The 18,406-nt window shown below is 58.1% G+C and carries 14 protein-coding genes, 1 pseudogene and 2 CRISPR repeat arrays (1 of these 17 running past the window's edge); of the genes and pseudogenes, 6 read left to right on the forward strand and 9 right to left on the reverse strand.

Going from position 1 to position 18,406, the window contains the following annotated elements:
• A CRISPR array of direct repeats spans window positions 1-320; the repeat unit is 29 nt; unit sequence CTTCAACCCGTCTACGGTCCTGCTGGAAG; it begins 4,424 nt to the left of the window's first position.
• A 104-nt stretch (window positions 321-424) separates the two neighbouring features.
• From NDI65_RS08785 to cas6, 5 genes are read right to left on the reverse strand one after another with little or no spacing between them, the layout of a single operon-like run.
• Complete coding sequence (locus NDI65_RS08785) at window positions 425-3,277, reverse strand: CRISPR-associated endonuclease Cas3'' (protein ID WP_310893596.1); 2,853 nt, start codon at window positions 3,275-3,277, stop codon at window positions 425-427.
• Window positions 3,278-4,132, reverse strand: a complete 855-nt coding sequence (gene cas5b / locus NDI65_RS08790; protein WP_310893597.1) for a type I-B CRISPR-associated protein Cas5b — start codon at window positions 4,130-4,132, stop codon at window positions 3,278-3,280. It abuts the gene before it with no gap.
• A complete protein-coding gene (gene cas7b / locus NDI65_RS08795) occupies window positions 4,132-5,211 on the reverse strand; it encodes a type I-B CRISPR-associated protein Cas7/Csh2 (protein WP_310893598.1) in 1,080 nt (359 codons plus the stop codon). The genes cas5b and cas7b overlap by 1 nt, the downstream gene beginning before the upstream one ends.
• A gap of 9 nt (window positions 5,212-5,220) precedes the next feature.
• The gene (locus NDI65_RS08800; RefSeq protein WP_310893599.1) at window positions 5,221-7,380 is read right to left on the reverse strand and encodes a TM1802 family CRISPR-associated protein; all 2,160 of its coding nucleotides are present in this window, start codon (window positions 7,378-7,380) and stop codon (window positions 5,221-5,223) included.
• Entirely contained in the window at window positions 7,373-8,170 is a 798-nt protein-coding gene (gene cas6, locus NDI65_RS08805) for a CRISPR-associated endoribonuclease Cas6 (RefSeq protein ID WP_115820204.1), read from the reverse strand. The genes NDI65_RS08800 and cas6 overlap by 8 nt, the downstream gene beginning before the upstream one ends.
• A 623-nt stretch (window positions 8,171-8,793) precedes the next feature.
• On the opposite strand from cas6, the gene cas4 reads away from it, so the two are divergent.
• Genes cas4 through cas2 form a run of 3 tightly spaced genes read left to right on the forward strand, consistent with a single transcriptional unit; the run spans window position 8,794 to window position 10,607 of the window.
• Window positions 8,794-9,345, forward strand: coding sequence for a CRISPR-associated protein Cas4 (cas4, locus tag NDI65_RS08810; RefSeq protein ID WP_233514300.1), 552 nt, complete (start codon window positions 8,794-8,796; stop codon window positions 9,343-9,345).
• Window positions 9,346-9,351: 6 nt separating this feature from the next.
• Complete coding sequence (gene cas1b, locus NDI65_RS08815) at window positions 9,352-10,347, forward strand: type I-B CRISPR-associated endonuclease Cas1b (RefSeq protein WP_310893600.1); 996 nt, start codon at window positions 9,352-9,354, stop codon at window positions 10,345-10,347.
• Entirely contained in the window at window positions 10,347-10,607 is a 261-nt protein-coding gene (cas2, locus tag NDI65_RS08820) for a CRISPR-associated endonuclease Cas2 (protein WP_042661967.1), read from the forward strand. Before cas1b ends, cas2 begins: the two co-directional genes overlap by 1 nt.
• Before the next feature lie 104 nt (window positions 10,608-10,711).
• Window positions 10,712-12,121: a CRISPR direct-repeat array (repeat unit 30 nt; unit sequence CTTCCAGCCGGACCGTAGACGGGTTGAAGC).
• 323 nt (window positions 12,122-12,444) lie between these two features.
• Here the strand turns inward: cas2 and NDI65_RS22205 are convergent.
• Both NDI65_RS22205 and NDI65_RS08825 read right to left on the reverse strand, forming a co-directional pair.
• Entirely contained in the window at window positions 12,445-12,603 is a 159-nt protein-coding gene (locus tag NDI65_RS22205; RefSeq protein ID WP_345784709.1) for a HepT-like ribonuclease domain-containing protein, read from the reverse strand.
• A 260-nt stretch (window positions 12,604-12,863) separates the two neighbouring features.
• Window positions 12,864-13,295 carry a nucleotidyltransferase domain-containing protein gene (locus NDI65_RS08825; RefSeq protein WP_187367385.1) on the reverse strand — a complete coding sequence of 144 codons (432 nt, stop codon included), beginning with the start codon at window positions 13,293-13,295 and terminating at the stop codon, window positions 12,864-12,866.
• Window positions 13,296-13,510: 215 nt separating this feature from the next.
• On the opposite strand from NDI65_RS08825, the gene NDI65_RS08830 reads away from it, so the two are divergent.
• Window positions 13,511-14,869, forward strand: coding sequence for a restriction endonuclease (locus NDI65_RS08830; protein WP_089780686.1), 1,359 nt, complete (start codon window positions 13,511-13,513; stop codon window positions 14,867-14,869).
• Between the two features lie 103 nt (window positions 14,870-14,972).
• On the opposite strand, the pseudogene NDI65_RS22210 reads toward NDI65_RS08830, so the two are convergent.
• A pseudogene (locus NDI65_RS22210) lies at window positions 14,973-15,192 on the reverse strand (hypothetical protein); the annotation flags it as partial.
• Window positions 15,193-15,277: 85 nt separating this feature from the next.
• On the reverse strand, window positions 15,278-16,318 hold the full coding sequence (locus NDI65_RS08835; RefSeq protein ID WP_042665289.1) for an NAD(P)-dependent alcohol dehydrogenase: 1,041 nt from the start codon (window positions 16,316-16,318) through the stop codon (window positions 15,278-15,280).
• 690 nt (window positions 16,319-17,008) lie between these two features.
• Here NDI65_RS08835 and NDI65_RS08840 point away from each other — a divergent pair.
• On the forward strand, window positions 17,009-17,884 hold the full coding sequence (locus NDI65_RS08840) for a ParA family protein (RefSeq protein WP_089780688.1): 876 nt from the start codon (window positions 17,009-17,011) through the stop codon (window positions 17,882-17,884).
• A complete protein-coding gene (locus NDI65_RS08845) occupies window positions 17,881-18,291 on the forward strand; it encodes a hypothetical protein (protein ID WP_089780689.1) in 411 nt (136 codons plus the stop codon). Before NDI65_RS08840 ends, NDI65_RS08845 begins: the two co-directional genes overlap by 4 nt.
• The last annotated feature ends 115 nt before the right edge of the window (window positions 18,292-18,406 follow it).

An 18,406-nucleotide genomic window follows, 5' to 3' on the forward strand; every position in this document is an offset into this window, starting at 1 on the left:
GACCTCTCCGAAGCCGACCGCTATACCACCCTTCAACCCGTCTACGGTCCTGCTGGAAGTGAATAACCGTGGCAAGTCCCAACTCAACCTTGACGTCCTTCAACCCGTCTACGGTCCTGCTGGAAGTAACCGTGGCAAGTCCCAACTCAACCTTGACGTCCTTCAACCCGTCTACGGTCCTGCTGGAAGGCCTCGGTGAGGTCGCTCTCGTCGCGGCCGTCGACCTTCAACCCGTCTACGGTCCTGCTGGAAGGTGGGTTCGCAAGCCAATCCTCGGCGAGTTCTGTGTCCCTTCAACCCGTCTACGGTCCTGCTGGAAGTATGCCCGATATGCGGGCGTGAACGGTTCTTTTCGGGGAATTCACTCAAGTGTTTCTGTCGACCCCTAATTCTGGGTCTACCCCCGGGGGGTCGACAGAAGTGATTAGATGGAGAAGCGGTCGCTGATGAGGTCGGTGATTCTGAGGCCGCCGTCGGCGAGATCGTAGAATTGACCGTTTCCGGTTCGGGTGGTGGTGAGGACGTTGACCCCTTCGGGGTCGTTGAGTGGTCGGCCGTCGATTCGGGTGATCGTGGTCACTCCTTCGAGGCTCTTGAGAGGGACGGAGACACGGAGACCACTGAGGTGGTTCAGTAGTTCGAACCCCGCTGCTTGTTCGTGAGAATTCTCACTGAGGAGTTCTGTGAGGCGCTTGGTTGCTCTGCGCTCGACCGGGGTGTGTGCGACGATGACGTCGCGGGTTTCGTATCCGCTATCGATGAGACTTCGGCGTGCGAGAACCTCTCCTTGGCAAGTCTCGAGGGCGTGCGTGAGTTCTCGGTCTTCGACATCAGCTTCGTTCTCGGCTGCGACCCAGTCGAAGTACGCGGGAATAGCGTCTGTCTCGACGGCAGTATCGGGGACTGTCCGTGAACCCCGCATCTCACAGAGTTCGTCCAGAATTCGGCGGACTTTGGTGAGTTCTGCTTGCGGATAGATGTAGTTCGCAGGTGGCTCTGCGCCATCTTCAGTCGGTCCGAGTGACCAGATGGTGACATCACCGCTAGTGAGCCCCCATTCGAACGAGCGGTTACATCGGCCGGCGGCCTGCACGAGACTGTCGAGTGGTGCGAGGTCACGGAAGACCGCGCTGAAGCTGATGTCGACACCAGCTTCGACTGCTTGTGTCGATACGAAGGCGAATGGCTGGGTCGAGCGTGCGATAACTGTGGCGACAGTCACTAGCACGCGTCTATCCCGTGGACGGTACCGCGAGGAAAACTCACCAATGAGGAGTCTGTCGGACGGACCGCTGTACTGCCACGTCCAATCCGTGATGTCCTCAGTCGACTTGGCTGTCGCTTCGAAGCCGAGTTTCTCGAGCACTGCTACTGCGAGATCCGACGTATCTGGTTCCTGGTCGAGTACTTCGATGCTAACTGATTCTGTGGCCCGTTGCGATGCGGAGAGTTCGTTGAGAGTAGATTGATAAACTGCGCCGATGTGCTTCGTTCGCGCTCCAGCCGCGGTTGCTGCGGCCGTTGTCGCGGTTGTGAGCGTGGATGCGCTTTCGATCGTGTTGCAAACAGCGAGCGCTGATGTGTTAGTGTCATTTCCAGTGATGGCTTCGACGAGTCGGGTTCCAGCGGTGGTGTGACTGCAGTAGTCTACGTCCCCAGTGTGTTCGTCGACGGAAACCGACTCGTCGATCTCGTACGTTGTACGGGAAACAGCATCGAACGCCGCTCGCTCGATCGGGGGTGCTGACTGTCCAGATGCTGAGAGCAGCGACGAGACGTCGAAGGGTGCATTGTCGAAGAGGCTCGGCTGCGTCGCGGTCATCGAGACGACGCGGGCGTTGTACTCGGTAATGAGCAGATCGACGAGGTATCTGATCGCGGGCCACCACTCCTTCGGAAGGGTTTGGGGTTCATCGAGGATGATGACGGCGTCATGGAGCGCTGGGAGTTTGAGGCCGCGTGCATTTGTCGGACCGGTGAGGCTCTCGAACAGCTGGACGAACGTCGTGAGCACGGTTCCGCTGCGCCAACTTTCCGCGAAGCGAGACGCATTGAAGTACGCGCTGTCATCGGTCGCTTGGTCTGGGATCGATTCGAGTTCGGCGATGGATGGGTAGGTGACGGTGTCGCTGAGATAGTGATGGACCGTGAACGCTCGTCCGAACGGGTCGGCGTTGAGCGCGTTCTCGAAAACGTCCCGTGTCTGCTCGATGATCGACGTGTAGGGGAGAGCGTAGACAACACGGGGCGCGTGCTGCTTGCCCAGTTCTTCGTGTCGTGTCTCGTCACGGATCGTGTACGCGGCGGTGATTCCGGTGAAGGTCTTCCCGAGGCCAGTGGGGAGTGTGAGTGTCGCAACGTGGTCGTCTCGGTCTGCGAACGCCCGTGCGTTCTCCTTGACGTGGCGTCGAATGCCCTCACGAAGCTGATTGAGCGTCGCTTCGTCGGACGCGTCACCGCCGAGGTCGGTGTCGTGCTCTGCGAATTTAGGAGGGGGTGAGAGGCCGCGTCGTTTCGCTTCGATAGCGTCCTCCAGATCGTCGAGTTCGAGAGCTTCTGGACGGAGCCGGCGGTCGTCTTCGAGTCCAGCGGAACACGTTTTATCTGCGAACGTGAGGACACTCCAGAGCCGTACCGTCCGGTCGTAGAGCGCGTCGGGAAGGGAATCCGGAGACGGCTCAACCAGCAGCACTAACGCCTTAATGTCCCCTTTCGCCTCTCCGACCAGATCAAGGACTCTGTCGTATATGTCGCCCTCACGCATCGCATCCCTGAATGACGTCCAGGAGACAGTGCCACCGGAGGCGTTCTGGAGTAACTCGTGAGCGACTGCCGTCCGATCTTCGCCGTCTTCGATATCCGATAGTTGGCCAGCCAAATACGCGCTGCCTTCCTCGGCACGTTCTGCTTTGGTCGTTTTGACTAGCTGCTCGGCTGTGTCGGGGAGTCGACCGTGGTGGCGGAGGATACTAAGCAGGCCGGCGAGGCAGTCGCGGTCATCGTATCCGCATTCGTTGAGAACGTGAAAGGCGGCGAACGCGCCAAGCCGGGCGTGATACGTACTCCGGACATCTTTGACTGGTTTCCCGCGGACGTGGTGCTGGAAGTACGTCGTCGCTTTCCCGAAGTCGTGGAGACGGCCGATAATGGATGCGAGGCGACGCAAGTCGTCACCGCAGAGGGCGGGCGCGAGCTCGGCGACATCCTCACTGTGCACCGTCAGCAGTTCGTCCTCAGCTCCGTTCTCACCGGGTCGAGCGATGATGTCGTCGTACATCTAGACGAACGCCAGGGTTCGACCATCAACCTTCGCAACCTCAACCTTCGACGCGTCGACGGTCAACTGACCGGTGTCCTCCCGGAACGCGTAATCGACGTAGGAAGTCGTCTTCCGGGATGTCTCGTCGGCAGTCATTGTTCCAGGGACGCGTTCAACCGCATAGGATTGTTCGGTTTCGGGGATAACTGCGTCGACGCCGTTCGGAACGAGTGAGTCGACTGTACAGCGGTCCAGTGACGCTACGCGTTCAACAGCGTGTTCACCGGTCTGTTTCGCCTCGTATCCGATTGCGGCGTGAAGTTCAGAGAGTCCGAGGGTCGGTGGATAGTACGCGACTCCTTCTTCGAGTCTGTCGCGGAGCGTTCCGTAGAAGACCGGGTCTTCGACGGCGACGGACACCCGATACGCGGGCTCGACGAGATAGTGGTAGCTGTGTAGCTGTCGTGCGTCCGTGCTGTCCGGGTACTGGACTTTGACGGTCTTGTTCCCCGTACCGCCACTGCTCGAAAACGTCTCGTTCGGATTCGTCCCGAGGCCGAGTGACGGCAGCGACACCGTTCGCGGTGGGGAGAGCAACTCGACCGCGATAGCCGACGTATCGTCGGCGAAGATATCGTAGTAGCCGTCACGGCCGACACCGACGACGGCGGCGAGCAGACCGGCGAGCGTTGTTCGTGGCGGCACTCGATAGGTCTGTTTCGTCACCGTCCGGTCGATTCTCCGGAAGTGCCCCCAGTCTCCCGTGAGCGCGAACGTCAGGCACTTCGATGGGATGCCGTCGTCTACTGTCGGTGGGTCGTCCGCGGTCACCGTGGGACCCCGGTACGCCCCGTTCGTATCTCGGCGTGCCATCACTCACTCGGGAGCGTTTCCTGAAAATCCTCGTACACGTCGACCTCGTGGGTCGGAACACCACGCGCGTTGAGTTCGCTCCCGAGGTCGGCAGCGGTTCCGATAACATCGCCGTCGACACTCACCGAGAGGTACTCGCTCCCGATCACGGCGACAGACTCGACCTGACCGGCGTCAGAGAGCGTCTCCAGCCGGTTGAGGAGCGTCGTCACATCGAGACAAACGTCGTTGACGTTTCGGAGTTCTTCGTCAGGCATCGGTTCACTGTTCCCCGCACTCTCTCGGTCGAGCGTGACCGCGTTGTGGAGGTCGCCGTCTTGGAAGCCCTCCTTCGCGTATTCGACACGGAGATAGAGCCGTGGGGACTGTCCGACCTTCGAACGACTCACCGTCTGATTCTTCAGCGCACGCCAGCAGAGCGTATCGAGACGTTCGACGTCCGAATCGGTGAGGCCCGTGTTCTCCGCGCCGTGTTCGTCGATAATCGCGTGGAACGGAAAGATCCCGTACTTGATGCGGTGGTCGTCGAGTCCGTACCCACCGACGTCCTTCCCTTCGTTCGTTGAGATGACGCTCGTGAGTGTGTTCGACTCCTCGTTGAGTTCGACAGCGTTCAGTGACCGAGCGGGGCTGAACTGGACGGGGCCCGTGTAGTTTCCTCCCTCGAACTGCTCATAGAGAGCTTCGTGAACGGCGTTTTCTGCGTCCTTGTTGAAACTGAGCGTCGCACCGAAGTAGCGAACGTCAAGCGCGTTTGCGAGGAACTGCTCGGCGATGTCGTCGATCTCCTCAAGTTCTTCCTCGGTCGTGATATCTCCGAGTACGTCAAGTGCGAGCGCAGCACGACTCCCGCTTGTTCCTTCTGCAGTCTTCTTCACGAAGACTCCGTGTCCGTCGGCCTCAAGTTGGTCGCGGAGGTAGCGCTTCAGACGGACATCTGTGATGACGCCCTGGCCAGTGACGGGGTCTTGTCGGGGTCGGTTCTCGCCGAGCGGGTTCCCGTTCGGATTGCAGTCCTGGGCGTCGGTGATGAAGACGATCTCGGAGCGGTTCGCGACGGTGTCTGTGATTTCGGTCATGGTGAGTGGTTACTGGTTGTTCTCGAGCTCAATTCCAGATTGTCGTGCGACGTCCTCTCGGAGGTCGTGCGCTCGGTTCCTGGCTCGCTTCCCGTACAGCTGGCCGATTGCGTAGTGGAATCGGAGGTCGGACGTTCGGATCTCCCATTGTGCTCCCAGGAGGTCCGTGAGGCGCTCTTCCAGTTCGGGGAAGAGCGACGACCCATACGAGGTGTCGCTCGCGTACGCGTTCATCTTGTCGACGAGTTTGGGGACGAACTGGTTGATCCGGCCGCCAGTCATCTGTTCTGCGGGATACTGCTGGAGGACGGTCTGATTCATCTCTCGGGTTTGGGCCTGATAGTCCCCGACTTGGCCGACGAGAACCCCCGCGAGGAAGGCGCCGAGTCGGTCGGGCTCTTCGAACGCCGGGCGCTCCTCAATGAATCGGTCGAGACGGTACTTGCGGAAGTTCCAGAAAGCGACGAGGTTTCCGTCCTCGTCGAGGAACTCATCCGTGGCTACGTCGGTATCGGTCGTTGCTGTTGGCATGCGTGTAAGGGCGGTCAGTGCGTCGTTGGTGGTATTCGTTGTGAGTCGGTCGACACGGGCAAGCGCTTCGAGTTGTGCGAACTGCGTCTTGAGATGTGACTCGGGCAGGCGGTTCTCGTCGTCATCACGTTGCTCTGCCACGATACGTTCGACGTATTCATCGAGGAGTCGCTCGACGGGGATCGCTTCCCCATCGCCGGAGAGGAGCGTGAACGTCAGCCAGTCTGCTGGGTCGTCCGCCGGTGGCGCGTCGCCGCCCGGCGTCGAGAGCGTACCGTACGCGTACAGTCCATCGACGATCGAGTAGAGGACTGGTTCGGTGGTGATCCCGTCCGAGATGGGAACCCACTCTGGAGGTTGGTTGAATCCGGCGGATTTGTCGAATGTCGAGCCTTCGAGGACCTGCATGTGGGCTTCCGCGAGTTCACGTGCGGGCTGGATTGAGAGGTCAGGTGTCTCGGTGAGGACGTTGATGTCGCCGCTATCATTCCGGACGACGACGACGTAGAACCGGAGGTCGGCCACGGCACCCTCGTCCCGTGCTTCGATCGCTTTCTGGACTTCGACGAGGTCTGCTTGCGTCTCGATGGCTGTTTCGCCGAGCGCGAAGTCGAGGTACTGGGCTCGCGTCCCGTCCATCTGCGTGAAGTACGGGATCGTGTAGATGCTTCGCCCGCGACGTGTCGTTCGACATCCCTCGACCATCGAACTCCCGGATTGGATCAGTAATGCGGCTTCCGCGGAAATCGAGTGTGCACGCCACGCTTCGGGCTTCTTGAGACCGTTGAACTTCTCCGCGTGCTGCACCGTGAAGAAGGCGAGCGGGTCCTCAGCCGTCCCGAAGACCGTCTCGGTTTCACCCGTGACGAGGCATGCGGCCTCACCGCGCGACGGTGGGTCTGATTTCTCGAGGTTTTTTCGCGCGAGTTTTTCTTCTTTCCGTGCTCGCATTCCCGCGTTGAGTACGTGGAGTTGTCCGGGATAGTAGTAGCCGTCGTCTGGGTCGCCCGAGGGCGCGTGTTCAAGCCCATCTGTATCGAGCTTGATGGCGACGGTCGCTGTAACTCGTGCCCCGCCGTCGAACGACTGTTTGAGAAGCCCTTCGAGGTCGTCTTTGAGACCATCACGCTGGCCAATGGACTGTAGCCCCTCGATGATCCATCCGTCTGGATGCTCGTCCACGACCCGACCGACTGCAGGCTCTCTGTCGTCGGCGTTCGTCCATCGACGGAGGCAATCCACACAGTACGTCGTCGCTGTCGAGACGGGCGACCCGCCTTTCGCACCACGTCGCGTGATACTGTGGTCGATACCGCGACCCCACGGGTAGCGGGAGAATCCGAGTTTCGGCACGTCATCCTGACGGAACGTCGTCGCTTCCACGCCGTCGAGCGTCGGTTCGTCCGTCAGATCGACGTAGACCGTGACGAGTTTTGGGCCGTCGCTTCCGCCTTCCGCCGTGGTGAACCCGTCGAGTTCCCCGGGTGTGACGTAAAGTTGGAACTCTTCTGGGACGACCGAGCCTCCGCCGCTCCGTGCTTCGGCGATCGCACCGTAGAGCGTCTGGACGCGACGAAGTGACGTGACCGGACGCTCATCCCAGTAGCGGTCGAATCGTTCAGTAAACGACTCAGACACGACGGCCCCCCGGCGGGACGCGCTTGTCCTCGCGGATATTCACGAAGCCGAACCCCAGACTATTCCGCTCGGCGAGTCCGCAGTCCAGTGCGAGATTGAGATGACGTCGGTGGTCGTCATCTCGAACGCGATACCCGAAACGGAACTTCGAGAGGATATGGGTTTCCGTCACGCCCTCTGTGACAGTCACAGGGAGTGCGTACGTCTTGATGTGTTCGTAACTCGTGAAGAGGTCGCCCCCAACGTCGCTCGGCCCTGGAAGGTAGTCGTTACAATATAGTCCGTGTTTCCGGTCCAGGTTGTTCTCGAGTTGCTCCTTCAGTGGCTCGAGCGTGTGCTTCGCCCTCCAGAACTCCGGTGCGTCGCTCGGTGCGTCGATGCCGTACTCGTCGAACTTCCAGTGAGGAATCCGAACCACGAGCCCGGTGTCGGTCGTGAGCATTCCCTCCGTTCCTGGCTCTCCGACGTCCGGCTCGATACCCGTGACTTCCTCGACAGTGAACGGCATCTGCTTGATATTGAACTCACGGTCCTCGATGAGACTGGACGCGACCGCGTGCAGGACATCGTCACGCGCAGAGGCGATAAGGACGTTCCTCCGGTCTCCCTCTTCAATCGGCCCGACCGGAAAGGGATTGCTCATCGAGAGCCCAGTCGGCTCGCTCTGGTCGTGGAGTTCGTCGAACTGTTCGCCGTCGAGTGCACGCCACACGCGACCTGCGAGCCCCCGGTGATACTGGTTATCGTATGCTGCGTCAGCGTCAGCTCGGAGTCGAACTAAAAGCCGCACTCCTCACCTCCCCTGCCAAACCGTCCGAAAGCATTCCCGGACATGACAGCCAACAATTTCGTGTCTCGTGATATGAAAGTATGGACGAACAAAAGAAAGATACCCACCGAACGGTGGGCCTGCTGGAAGCGTCGGGTCTCGCAGTACCAAGGTCCCCGCTTCAACCCATCTATCCGATGGTCGAATTGGCCATCGGTGGACCTACTGGAATAGCGGGTCCACGAGACGTTCAACTGTATGTACCAATGCCACCTATCAATTTCGCTATTCATATTGACACCTCTGAATCCCCTCGATCGCTTTTGATTGGCTGAATAACAATGATCTTACTTCCACTCTGGTTAGTCCAGTGAAAACTGATGAGGTGCTTCCGTTCCAATTGGAGGAGATTCTTCAAGCACCTCCGGGGGGAGCAATGACTTTGTAGAGCGGTTGCCTCTTGTAGTGTCAGAAGAGGCAGTTGTCTATCACGCTCGCTGATTTGACTCCATACGTCGTCCTGTTGTCGCATATCTCTATGTTGTCCTGGATGACACATAAATGTCTAGCCTCCGTGCAGTGCCAAGTCCCCGTAAGTAATATTTCATAGTAGATATTAAGTCGTGTGTCGTGTCAACTAGGTTATGGCTGTGACGAGTCTCTCGGATATCGTTGACGCCGAACGCGACCCCTGGCGAGACCCACCGATCAGAATTACTGGTCTCATGGTCCAGTACTTCGAAGTCTGTAAGCGCGAGCTTTGGTTCATGTCCCGGGGTATCGATATTGACCGCGAGTCAGTAAACATTCGCCGGGGAACACGCGTAGACGAAACTAGCTATCGGGATAAGCGCCAATCCTTCCAAGTGAATGGCCGAATCGCGATCGACGTACTCGACGATTCCGGCGACATCATGGAGGTGAAAGTCTCGTCGAAACTCGAAGAACCACCGAAACTCCAACTCCTCTACTACCTCTGGTACCTCGAAACAGTTCTCGATATCGAGAAAGACGGTGTTCTCGCCTACCCCCAAGAGCGAAAGCGTGAGCGTGTCAAACTCGACGACGAGAATCGAGAACGTATCGAAGCCGTGCTGCGCGGGATCATCGAAGTCGTCGAAGCGGACGAGCCGCCCGAACTCGAGAAAAAACCAGTCTGCGACTCGTGTCTGTACCAGGACATCTGCTGGATGTGAACACTCATGGTCAAACCTAATCACCACGTCTTCGCCGACGGCGACCTCCGACGTAACGAAAGCACGCTCCGAATCGACACACTCGACGGACGAACGAGACACCTCCAGGTCGAGAGCATCGACGCGCTCTACTTACACGGGCAAATCACGTTCAACACACGCGCGCTCGGTCTCCTCAACGAGCACGGCATTCCAGTCCACGTCTTCGGCTGGAAGGATTACTATCGTGGTTCGTATCTCCCGAAACGTACCCACGTCTCCGGGAACACCGTTGTCGAGCAAGTTCGCGCATACGATGACACGGAGCGTCGCCTACAGATCGCACAGCGAATTATCGCTGCGAGCATTCACAACATGCGCGTCAACATCCGCTACTACGACCAGCGAGACCACGAATTCACGGACCTACTCGAAGAGCTCCAAGCACTCAAAGAACGCGCGGAAACGACTGCGGACATCGAAGAACTCCGGGGGGTCGAAGCCACCGCGCGTAAACGCTACTATCGCGGCTTCGACGAGATCCTCCGTGATCCCTTCGACCTCACGAAACGAGAATACAACCCTCCGTCCAACGAAGCGAACGCGTTGCTCTCCTTCCTCAACGCGATGACGTACACGACCTGCGTTTCTGCGATTCGGAAAACCGCACTCGATCCGAGCGTCGGCTATATGCACGAACCGGGCGAACGCCGATACACGCTCTCCCTCGACATCGCGGATATTTTTAAACCCATCCTGGCCGACCGCGTGATGTTCCGACTCGTCAACCGACAACAGCTCTCCTTCGACGATTTCGAAGACGAACTCGATGGCTGCCTCCTCACGGAGCACGGCCGACAAACCGTTCTCGAAGAATACGAACGCACGCTTGACCGAACCGTCAATCACCCGCGCCTCAACCGGAACGTGAGCTACAAGACACTCGTCCAGACGGACGTCTATAGCCTCAAAAAACACATCCTCACCGGAGAACCATACCACGCAACGGAGCGCTGGTGGTAATGTTCGTCCTCATCGTCTACGACGTTCCCGCGGGACGGACTGAGCGCTACAAGAAAATGCTCCGCCGCCGCCTCGAACACGTTCAATACTCGGTCTTCTACGGTGACATCACGCCCGGGCTTCTCGTCGAGATCAAAAACGACATCGAAGATCTCCTCGAACCCGACGATTCGATCATCGTTTTCGAAGCCGAACGCGTCGGGGCCGTCGATCTCACCACGTACGGCGACACCGAAGACCCCGGAAGCCGCTTCACCTAACCACTTCTGTCGACCCCCCGGGGGTTGACCCAGAATTGGGGGTCGACAGAAACACTTGAGTGAATCCCCAAAGAAGAGCCGCTCACGCCCATAGATCGGGCATACTTCCAGCCGGACCGTAGACGGGTTGAAGCGAGGTGGTCGAGGAATGACGCTCTTCGAGGAGTCCGGCTTCCAGCCGGACCGTAGACGGGTTGAAGCGAGGTCAAACGCGACTTTGCCGAGTATCTCACTGGCCGTCTTCCAGCCGGACCGTAGACGGGTTGAAGCCGCCGGGACGACCACACGTGGGCGGCGCTGGAAGCGCTTCCAGCCGGACCGTAGACGGGTTGAAGCTCGCGCCCGGCGTGGTCGATCACGGCGAGCCGCTCGCTTCCAGCCGGACCGTAGACGGGTTGAAGCTCAGACGGGGAACCGTGGTTCGTCAACCTCGAAACCTTCCAGCCGGACCGTAGACGGGTTGAAGCGAGCACCGCCTAAGACTGTGGTCCGCAGTCGCATCCTTCCAGCCGGACCGTAGACGGGTTGAAGCGTCTCACCCGGCACGAAACGGCCCATGTTGCGGATGCTTCCAGCCGGACCGTAGACGGGTTGAAGCAGCGTCGGCATACCGCGTTGTTAGTAATCTGGTTGCTTCCAGCCGGACCGTAGACGGGTTGAAGCCCACTCTTGGAACTCGGAGGCAGGTTCCAATGGCGCTTCCAGCCGGACCGTAGACGGGTTGAAGCTTATCGTATCCGTCTCGTAGCCGACGACGTTCCATCTTCCAGCCGGACCGTAGACGGGTTGAAGCGACATCATCGGGATGCCCGAATGGCCGACCTCGTCTTCCAGCCGGACCGTAGACGGGTTGAAGCCGTGGCTGCGATAGACGATGCTCTCAGCGGACCACGCTTCCAGCCGGACCGTAGACGGGTTGAAGCGTCCGGGAGCGTCGGCATGTCTGGGGCGGGCGCTGTCTTCCAGCCGGACCGTAGACGGGTTGAAGCCTCGAACGCCGCGGCCACGACCCCAACGACGCGCTTCCTTCCAGCCGGACCGTAGACGGGTTGAAGCGGCGTGTGGGTGTTGATGAGGTCTTCGGCGGCGACCTTCCAGCCGGACCGTAGACGGGTTGAAGCCGTCACATCCAACGTGCTCACGGTTATATCTCCGCTTCCAGCCGGACCGTAGACGGGTTGAAGCAACGACATCCGAGACGTGGGAGGAAGTGGGCGACCCTTCCAGCCGGACCGTAGACGGGTTGAAGCATTGACGAACGTAATGGCCTCGACGATGATGCAGCCTTCCAGCCGGACCGTAGACGGGTTGAAGCTATTTTAATAATCCGCACCATTGTATTGTTTGTAAGCTTCCAGCCGGACCGTAGACGGGTTGAAGCAACTCGTCGGGTCAGACCTCGGCTGACGACGTCGGTCTTCCAGCCGGACCGTAGACGGGTTGAAATCGCGTCGAAGCCCATCCCTGCTCCATCTTGACTTCCGCTTCCAGCAGGACCGTAGACGGGTCGAAGCTGGGTTCTTGTCAAACGCCGTGGTCTTGCCCAACCATCTTGCTTCGTACTTGGCCTTCGCCTTGTCGTCGCTATTACCAACTACAAACGAGGAGACCAGGAAGTACGATCACCACAGTATGAGCAGAGTTCTATGACACCTCTAATTCAACCCATGATTCACCAACAACTGCTGGTGCTTCCGAGAATTACCCACAGTCGAAGCAAGATCACCGGCCTGAAAGATACCCCCTTTGCCTGTAGAATAGCCTCGGATTGTTCGTCAAAACTCACACCCTCACTTTTCCACCTAAGCGAGGTTATCCGGATAAGTAATTCCTCATCTCACGAATGGCTTTGGACCCACTGAGCAATCTGCTGACTATACGTCGCGTACACACCGAGTCCTGTTTGAAGCGACTCGTAGACTTCTCCCGCATCAACATGCCCATATTCGTGTGCGAGGACATTTCTAAACCCAATCGCAGCGACCAGGGTGGCCATTGTCTTATCGTCGATGATGCCTTCTCGACACAAGACACGAACTGCCCCTTAGAAGAACTACCAGTATGTCCGAAATCGCGTGTGGCAACATGCTGAGCAAGGTCAGAGCATGCTTGAACGCGTTTTCGAACATTCGCTCAACAGCACGCTGCTCCGTCGTACTTTGCAAGAACTCTTGACGAGACAGCGTCTCCTGTTCGTCTTTCAGTTCGCCATAATACTGTTCGATTTGTTCAAGCTTGATTGAGACAGCTCGCTCGTCAGCCACGCAGTCCCTCCTCCGCAATGCGGTCAATTACCGCACGTTGCTGACGGCGAAGGTCGTCGCGCTGTTCGGCGAACTGTGCTTCAATCTCAGTCTTGAACTGTTCGAATGCCTGCTCATCACCGCAGACGAACGAACCGCTGACTGCGTCGTGTGCAACATCTAGCGAAAGCGTCTCAATATCCGAGACATCAACGAATGGCGCATCCTCCCACTGAAGATCACCCGACAGGAAACACTGCTTCTCAAATCGGTCGCGGCCGGAAAGGCTGTCCGCAAACTTGACTGCGATGTCGAGATCAGACGTCGCCGTCGCCTCACCCGTAATCTGTGAGCCGAATGCGACCACGAATTCGATATCCGAGTCAGAACAGACTGCCTCTTTGAGGGCAGAAAACACCTCTGAACGTCCATCACTCGGTTCCATGTCTAAATCCATGGTGTATCGTCGAAGAAGAATTCCGACGGACTGAGACAAGTTATGGAGTGTGTCTCAGAAAGCCACGGGGGAGTCGGCTTGAACTCTGTCGAGGGGGGAGTAGACGGCTCACCGCTTTCACATTGACGGGCGTTACAGCATCCGGTGACAAAGAGACAACTCATTAATAGCTACAGTACGTCTGGTTGTCAAGTAAAATTGTCATGCCACTCTTAGACGATTTCTCCGGATTCGAATTTGAAGACCTGATGGAGGACGTTTTTCGGAATCTCGGGTATGAAAACGTCCATCAGGCACGCAAAACCGCCGACGAAGGACGAGATATCCTCATGGAGGAAGTCGTCGACGGGACACGCCGTGGAGTTGTCGTCGAGTGCAAACACACAGGCTCTGTCGGACGACCTGTCGTCCAGAAGCTCCACTCAGCCATCGCGACGTACGACTACGATGGCCCAAAGCGTGGTATCGTCGTCACGACAGGACAATTTTCTGCACCCGCCGAGGAGTACGCGACTCGCCTTAGACAGAACGGCGATCCATATCCAATTGAGCTCATCGACGGTACCGACCTGAGAGACATCGCCGACGAAGTCGGCTTGGACCTCTATAACGGCCGCATCGAGATTCTCTGTAACGAAACACTCCGACCGTTCGATCCAGCAAGCGGCGTTGATGCACCAGTACGTGAAGCAGCCCGTGACATCCAAAATCTCGACGCAGACACACTCCCGGAACCACACAAGCTCGTTGACTTCCAGCCCTATCTCACGATTAGTGCACGAACAGACGCTGTCTTCGAAACCTCAGTCGGTGTCATCCACCGCATCAACGAATCAAACCGCTTCGTCATCCATGCAACACGAGGAGAACCCAGCATCGCAGACAGCCGTCTCGCAGACCTCATCGCGAACAACGGCCAGCAAGCAGTCGAACTCGATTCCGACCGCTTCAGCACGATGTTCGACGACGTCGACGTCACTCGCTACGGGCAGACAGAAACCGACTACAAAGAGTGGGCAGTCTCTCGTCTCCAGCGACATCACACGACGACTGTCACCTACACAGGAGGCAACAATGTCACCTACGAGAAGAAGTGTGAGCCGAAGCAATCGGATATCTCTGTTCAAGCCATCTCACCGCTCTACGTCCCACGGGTTCGACAGACACTGCAACTCCAGCAGTACACCTATCCGTACTCGTACTACGCTGCAGGACCCTCCCGAGTAGCCATTGAAGACGGAATTCATCGCTGCGTCCACTGTGAGAAAGAAAACGCGAAATCGTACACTTACTGCGCAAATTGTGGGAGCATCAACTGTGGCTCGCACATCAAAACGGAACGTCTCGAAGGCACCCCAGTCTGTACGGGCTGTGCAGTCACCGAGAGATTTGTGCTGAAAACGAAGTACTTCTACGACGAGGAGAATCTCGAAGAATTTCGTTCAGAATACGAACAGATGGCCCTCCACGAGAAAGCAATGGAGAATACACCACTCGTTGGTGGTCTTCTCGTCAGCGTCGTACTCTTACTTGGGTTCATTCTTACGTCAGGAGTTGTCTAGCACTTTGGGGGGAACGTCACCCGACGAAAGCGATTGTCGTTTAACAGCACGATGATCTCGATGAAGCGTACGACAGGCAGTGAATTGACACCATAGCAGGTGGTCAGCCTTCCCAGAATGCACGCTGCCTGGCTTCAATCTCGCCAAGAGCCATCGAGGGGACATCACGCCAATCACTCGGATATGATGAATCATCACGGAGTCGGTGCATCTGGGCCGGGATGAGTGTGGTCACGAGCATTGTGGTCCAATGGATGGCGGTCCCATCGATGATCGAACGTTCCCTTAACGTCATCCTCGTGGTGATGGAGCGAGAAGCCGCCTCTCGGCTGTCAGATCATCTGCCGGAGAAAGAGTCGATTAGTTCTGTTCGATCCTCGTCCACACTGAACAGGCGAGAGAGTTCGCCTACGGCGTGATCACGGCACGCCCGTCGATCTCGCGGTGCTCGAGTTTTTCGGCGACCTCATTGACCTGATCGAGGTTGTACCGACTCGTGTGGAGGTCGACGTCCCCCTGCTCGACGAGCGCGACCAGCTCTTGCAACTCGGCGTACCGACCGACGATGTTGCCGACGAAGGAGAACTCTCCGTTGACTAGCGCCTGTGCCGGTTCGTGGATGTGGCCGCCGTAGCCGATGATGTGGTGGTCGCCACCGGCCGCGGTGATGTCGGGTGCGTACGCCGTCGTCACGTCCTCACCGACGAAGTCGAGGACCTGCGCCGCACCGTTGCCGTCCGTGATCGCCTCGATCTCGGTGGGCACGTCGTCCTCGGAGGGATTCACGAGGTAGTCGGCACCGTAGCCACCCGCCAGGTTCAGCGCCGACTCCTTCAGATCGACCGCGGTGATCTTCGCCGCGCTCATCGCCTCGAGACACTGCAGGCCGATGTGACCGAGTCCCCCGACGCCGATGACGACCACGTGATCGCCGGGGTTCAGTTCCGTGACCGCCTTCTTCGCGGCGTGGTAGGCGGTGATCCCGGCGTCGGCGTGGGGGGCGATGTCGATCGGCTCGACCCCCTCTGGTAGGGGAATCACGGAGCGCTCGCTCGTGTGGAGATACTCAGCGAAGCCGCCGTCCGTCGTGAGACCATTGAACTTGTCGTTCTCACAGTACATCGTCTCGCCGAGCCGACAGGGACGACACGTGCCGCAGGTCTGGACCGGGTGACAAATCACCGGGTCACCGGGTGAGACGATGTCGACGTTCTCACCCGTCTCGACTACCGTCCCCGCGTTCTCGTGACCCAGCGTCAACGGGAGCTCCTGCGGGACGTACTCTGCCCACATCCCCTCGATGATGTGGTTGTCAGTCTGGCACCAGCCGGCACCCTCTACCTCGACTATCACGTCGCTCGCGCCCGTCGCCGCCGGGCGGTCGACCTCGTCGATCGACAGTCCTTCGCTCATGTCGTCGGTGTACTCGTGTAGTCTCGCGGCTTGCATGCGACACATTCTCTCGCATCTATCGGCATAAATATTCGTTATAGATTGCCTTGGCCGCCGCTACAGGCCACACAGGAGCGCATGGTGCGGGATGACAGAGTCGGGGCGTGGCTCAACGACGTGCTACATACCACATGAACGTTCCTGCTGGCTATGTGTGGGCTCTCCACACGGTCATACAAAAGCTAACTAGGGGTCACTCTGGGCGGACAACATCATCCATGAATAGCACTCTGCAAACACGCCAGTCGTCCCATCGACCTCCTCAAACTCGATAAGCAACTGGTGAGACTCTATCTCTTCGCCACAGTCAGGGCATCGGCCAAGCATCGTCGGATCACTCGTCACACGGGATTAGAGAGACGCATGTGACACAATCTGTCTCCAGTAGTTCTCACACAATGCCACAGCAAAGATGTTTGGCCAGAGTATTATTCAGTGACGTCGTTCATGAATTGTGTTCATTAACTTTGTTCATTAGTTTATCGGAGTTGCCCGTCGCGACCTCCGAGGCCATGGATGACTGTAGTCCCTTCACACCACACTGTCCATTGAGTGTGCTCATCACAAATATTCATTCTGTTCGTTCATTGGGAATGTTCATTAGTGAATACAACGAATGAACCCACGTAGTGAACACAATGGTGGTATGTACAGAAGATTCAAGGTGGACGTTCTTGATGAGACAGTATGCTCACGTACTCGACCTACAGCGAGGCGGGCGGGGTTGGGAAGACGACCACCGCAGCGAATCTGGCGGTCGCGCACGCTCGGGCGGGGCTGAAACCGCTCGTCGTTCCGCTCGACCCGCAGGACGGCGACCTCTCGCGTCTCTTCGGCGTTGACGACCAGCGGACGGATTCAGTCGATAACATCGTCCGGCATATGATTCGACGCCCCAACGGCGACTTCGACGACCTCATTCGAACCGTCGAGGGTGTCGATATCGTTCCTGAACACAATATGCTCTCAGATTTAGCCGACTTTCTCCAGCGAGAGAAAGACCAGGCAGAGGCCATGGGCGAAGCGTTCGGAATGCACGCACAGCTACTTCGCGTGCTTCGCGAGGCCGGCGTCCCGGAGGAGTACGATGTCTTGATCTGTGACCCGCCAGCGACTGAAGGGCCACACCTCTACAACGCGATTCACGCGACGCGGTCGCTTGTCATCCCCGTCGAGCCGAGCGCCAAAGGCCGGGCGGCAGTCGAAGGGCTCGAAGCCCTCGTCGCGGGCTTCGAAGACCAACTCGAAATCGACGTCGGTGTGCTCGCCGCCGTGCCGACCGGATTCAAAAACACGCGTGACCAACGGCAGGTGCTGACTGAAATCGACTATCCGATTCCGGAAATCATCAGCGAGCGTGCCTCCCTCATGGAAGGCTGTTGGATGGAACAGTGTTCGGCGTTCAAGTACGTTCGCGAACATCGCGACCGCCGCCGCGACTACGAAATCGAGACGCTCGCGCAGTTCGACCGCATCGCGAGACATCTCGAACAACAGGTCGGCATCGAAGCGCCGAACCCACCGGAACCCGGTGACGTCGACCACGAGGTGATGACGGTATGACTGGGATGAAGAAAGGAGCTGGTGAAAACCCGTTCGCGGACGATTCGTCGACCGAATCGAAGACCGATACAGCGCCCGAGGCTGAGGAACCAGCACCTGAGCAGGACGATGAGGGTGGTTCGAACCAAGCCGAGGACGAAGACGAAAAACAGTCTCGCCAACAGATCCAGATTCCATACAAATTCCGCCGCGACGGCGTCCAAGACGGCCGTGACCGGGTTCCGCTGTTCTTGCAGAAAGAGACGAAAGTCGCGGAGCGAGATGCCCTCCGAGAGTTCGAAGACCGGTTCGAAGAGAACGTCTCGCTCACCGACCTCCGTGAAGCGCTCATGAAGGTTGGACTGCAACACCTCGACGAAACGGAAGAGTGCCTCGAAGAGTGGGGCTACGGGATGACCTTCGACTAGCTGAAAAAGGCGCTCACAGACTGTCAGATAGCAAAAACCGACAGCCTACAGGGATTGGTCACAGTTCGAATCCTTGACCGGTCGAATGATTTCTCGATACTAAGCAACAAGGGTC

Origin of the sequence: Haloferax sp. S2CR25 (assembly GCF_031624535.1) — an archaeon.
Taxonomy (GTDB): domain Archaea; phylum Halobacteriota; class Halobacteria; order Halobacteriales; family Haloferacaceae; genus Haloferax; species Haloferax massiliensis.

Excerpts from the sequence above, each read along its gene's own strand:
- cas5b (WP_310893597.1), bottom strand. The coding sequence starts at position 4,132 with ATGGCACGCCGAGATACGAACGGGGCGTACCGGGGTCCCACGGTGACC.
- cas1b (WP_310893600.1), top strand. The coding sequence starts at position 9,352 with ATGGTCAAACCTAATCACCACGTCTTCGCCGACGGCGACCTCCGACGT.
- cas2 (WP_042661967.1), top strand. The coding sequence starts at position 10,347 with ATGTTCGTCCTCATCGTCTACGACGTTCCCGCGGGACGGACTGAGCGC.
- NDI65_RS08835 (WP_042665289.1), bottom strand. The coding sequence starts at position 16,318 with ATGCAAGCCGCGAGACTACACGAGTACACCGACGACATGAGCGAAGGA.
- NDI65_RS08830 (WP_089780686.1), top strand. The coding sequence starts at position 13,511 with ATGCCACTCTTAGACGATTTCTCCGGATTCGAATTTGAAGACCTGATG.
- NDI65_RS08845 (WP_089780689.1), top strand. The coding sequence starts at position 17,881 with ATGACTGGGATGAAGAAAGGAGCTGGTGAAAACCCGTTCGCGGACGAT.
- cas7b (WP_310893598.1), bottom strand. The coding sequence starts at position 5,211 with ATGACCGAAATCACAGACACCGTCGCGAACCGCTCCGAGATCGTCTTC.
- NDI65_RS08840 (WP_089780688.1), top strand. The coding sequence starts at position 17,009 with ATGCTCACGTACTCGACCTACAGCGAGGCGGGCGGGGTTGGGAAGACG.
- NDI65_RS08825 (WP_187367385.1), bottom strand. The coding sequence starts at position 13,295 with ATGGAACCGAGTGATGGACGTTCAGAGGTGTTTTCTGCCCTCAAAGAG.
- cas4 (WP_233514300.1), top strand. The coding sequence starts at position 8,794 with ATGGCTGTGACGAGTCTCTCGGATATCGTTGACGCCGAACGCGACCCC.
- NDI65_RS08785 (WP_310893596.1), bottom strand. The coding sequence starts at position 3,277 with ATGTACGACGACATCATCGCTCGACCCGGTGAGAACGGAGCTGAGGAC.
- NDI65_RS22205 (WP_345784709.1), bottom strand. The coding sequence starts at position 12,603 with ATGGCCACCCTGGTCGCTGCGATTGGGTTTAGAAATGTCCTCGCACAC.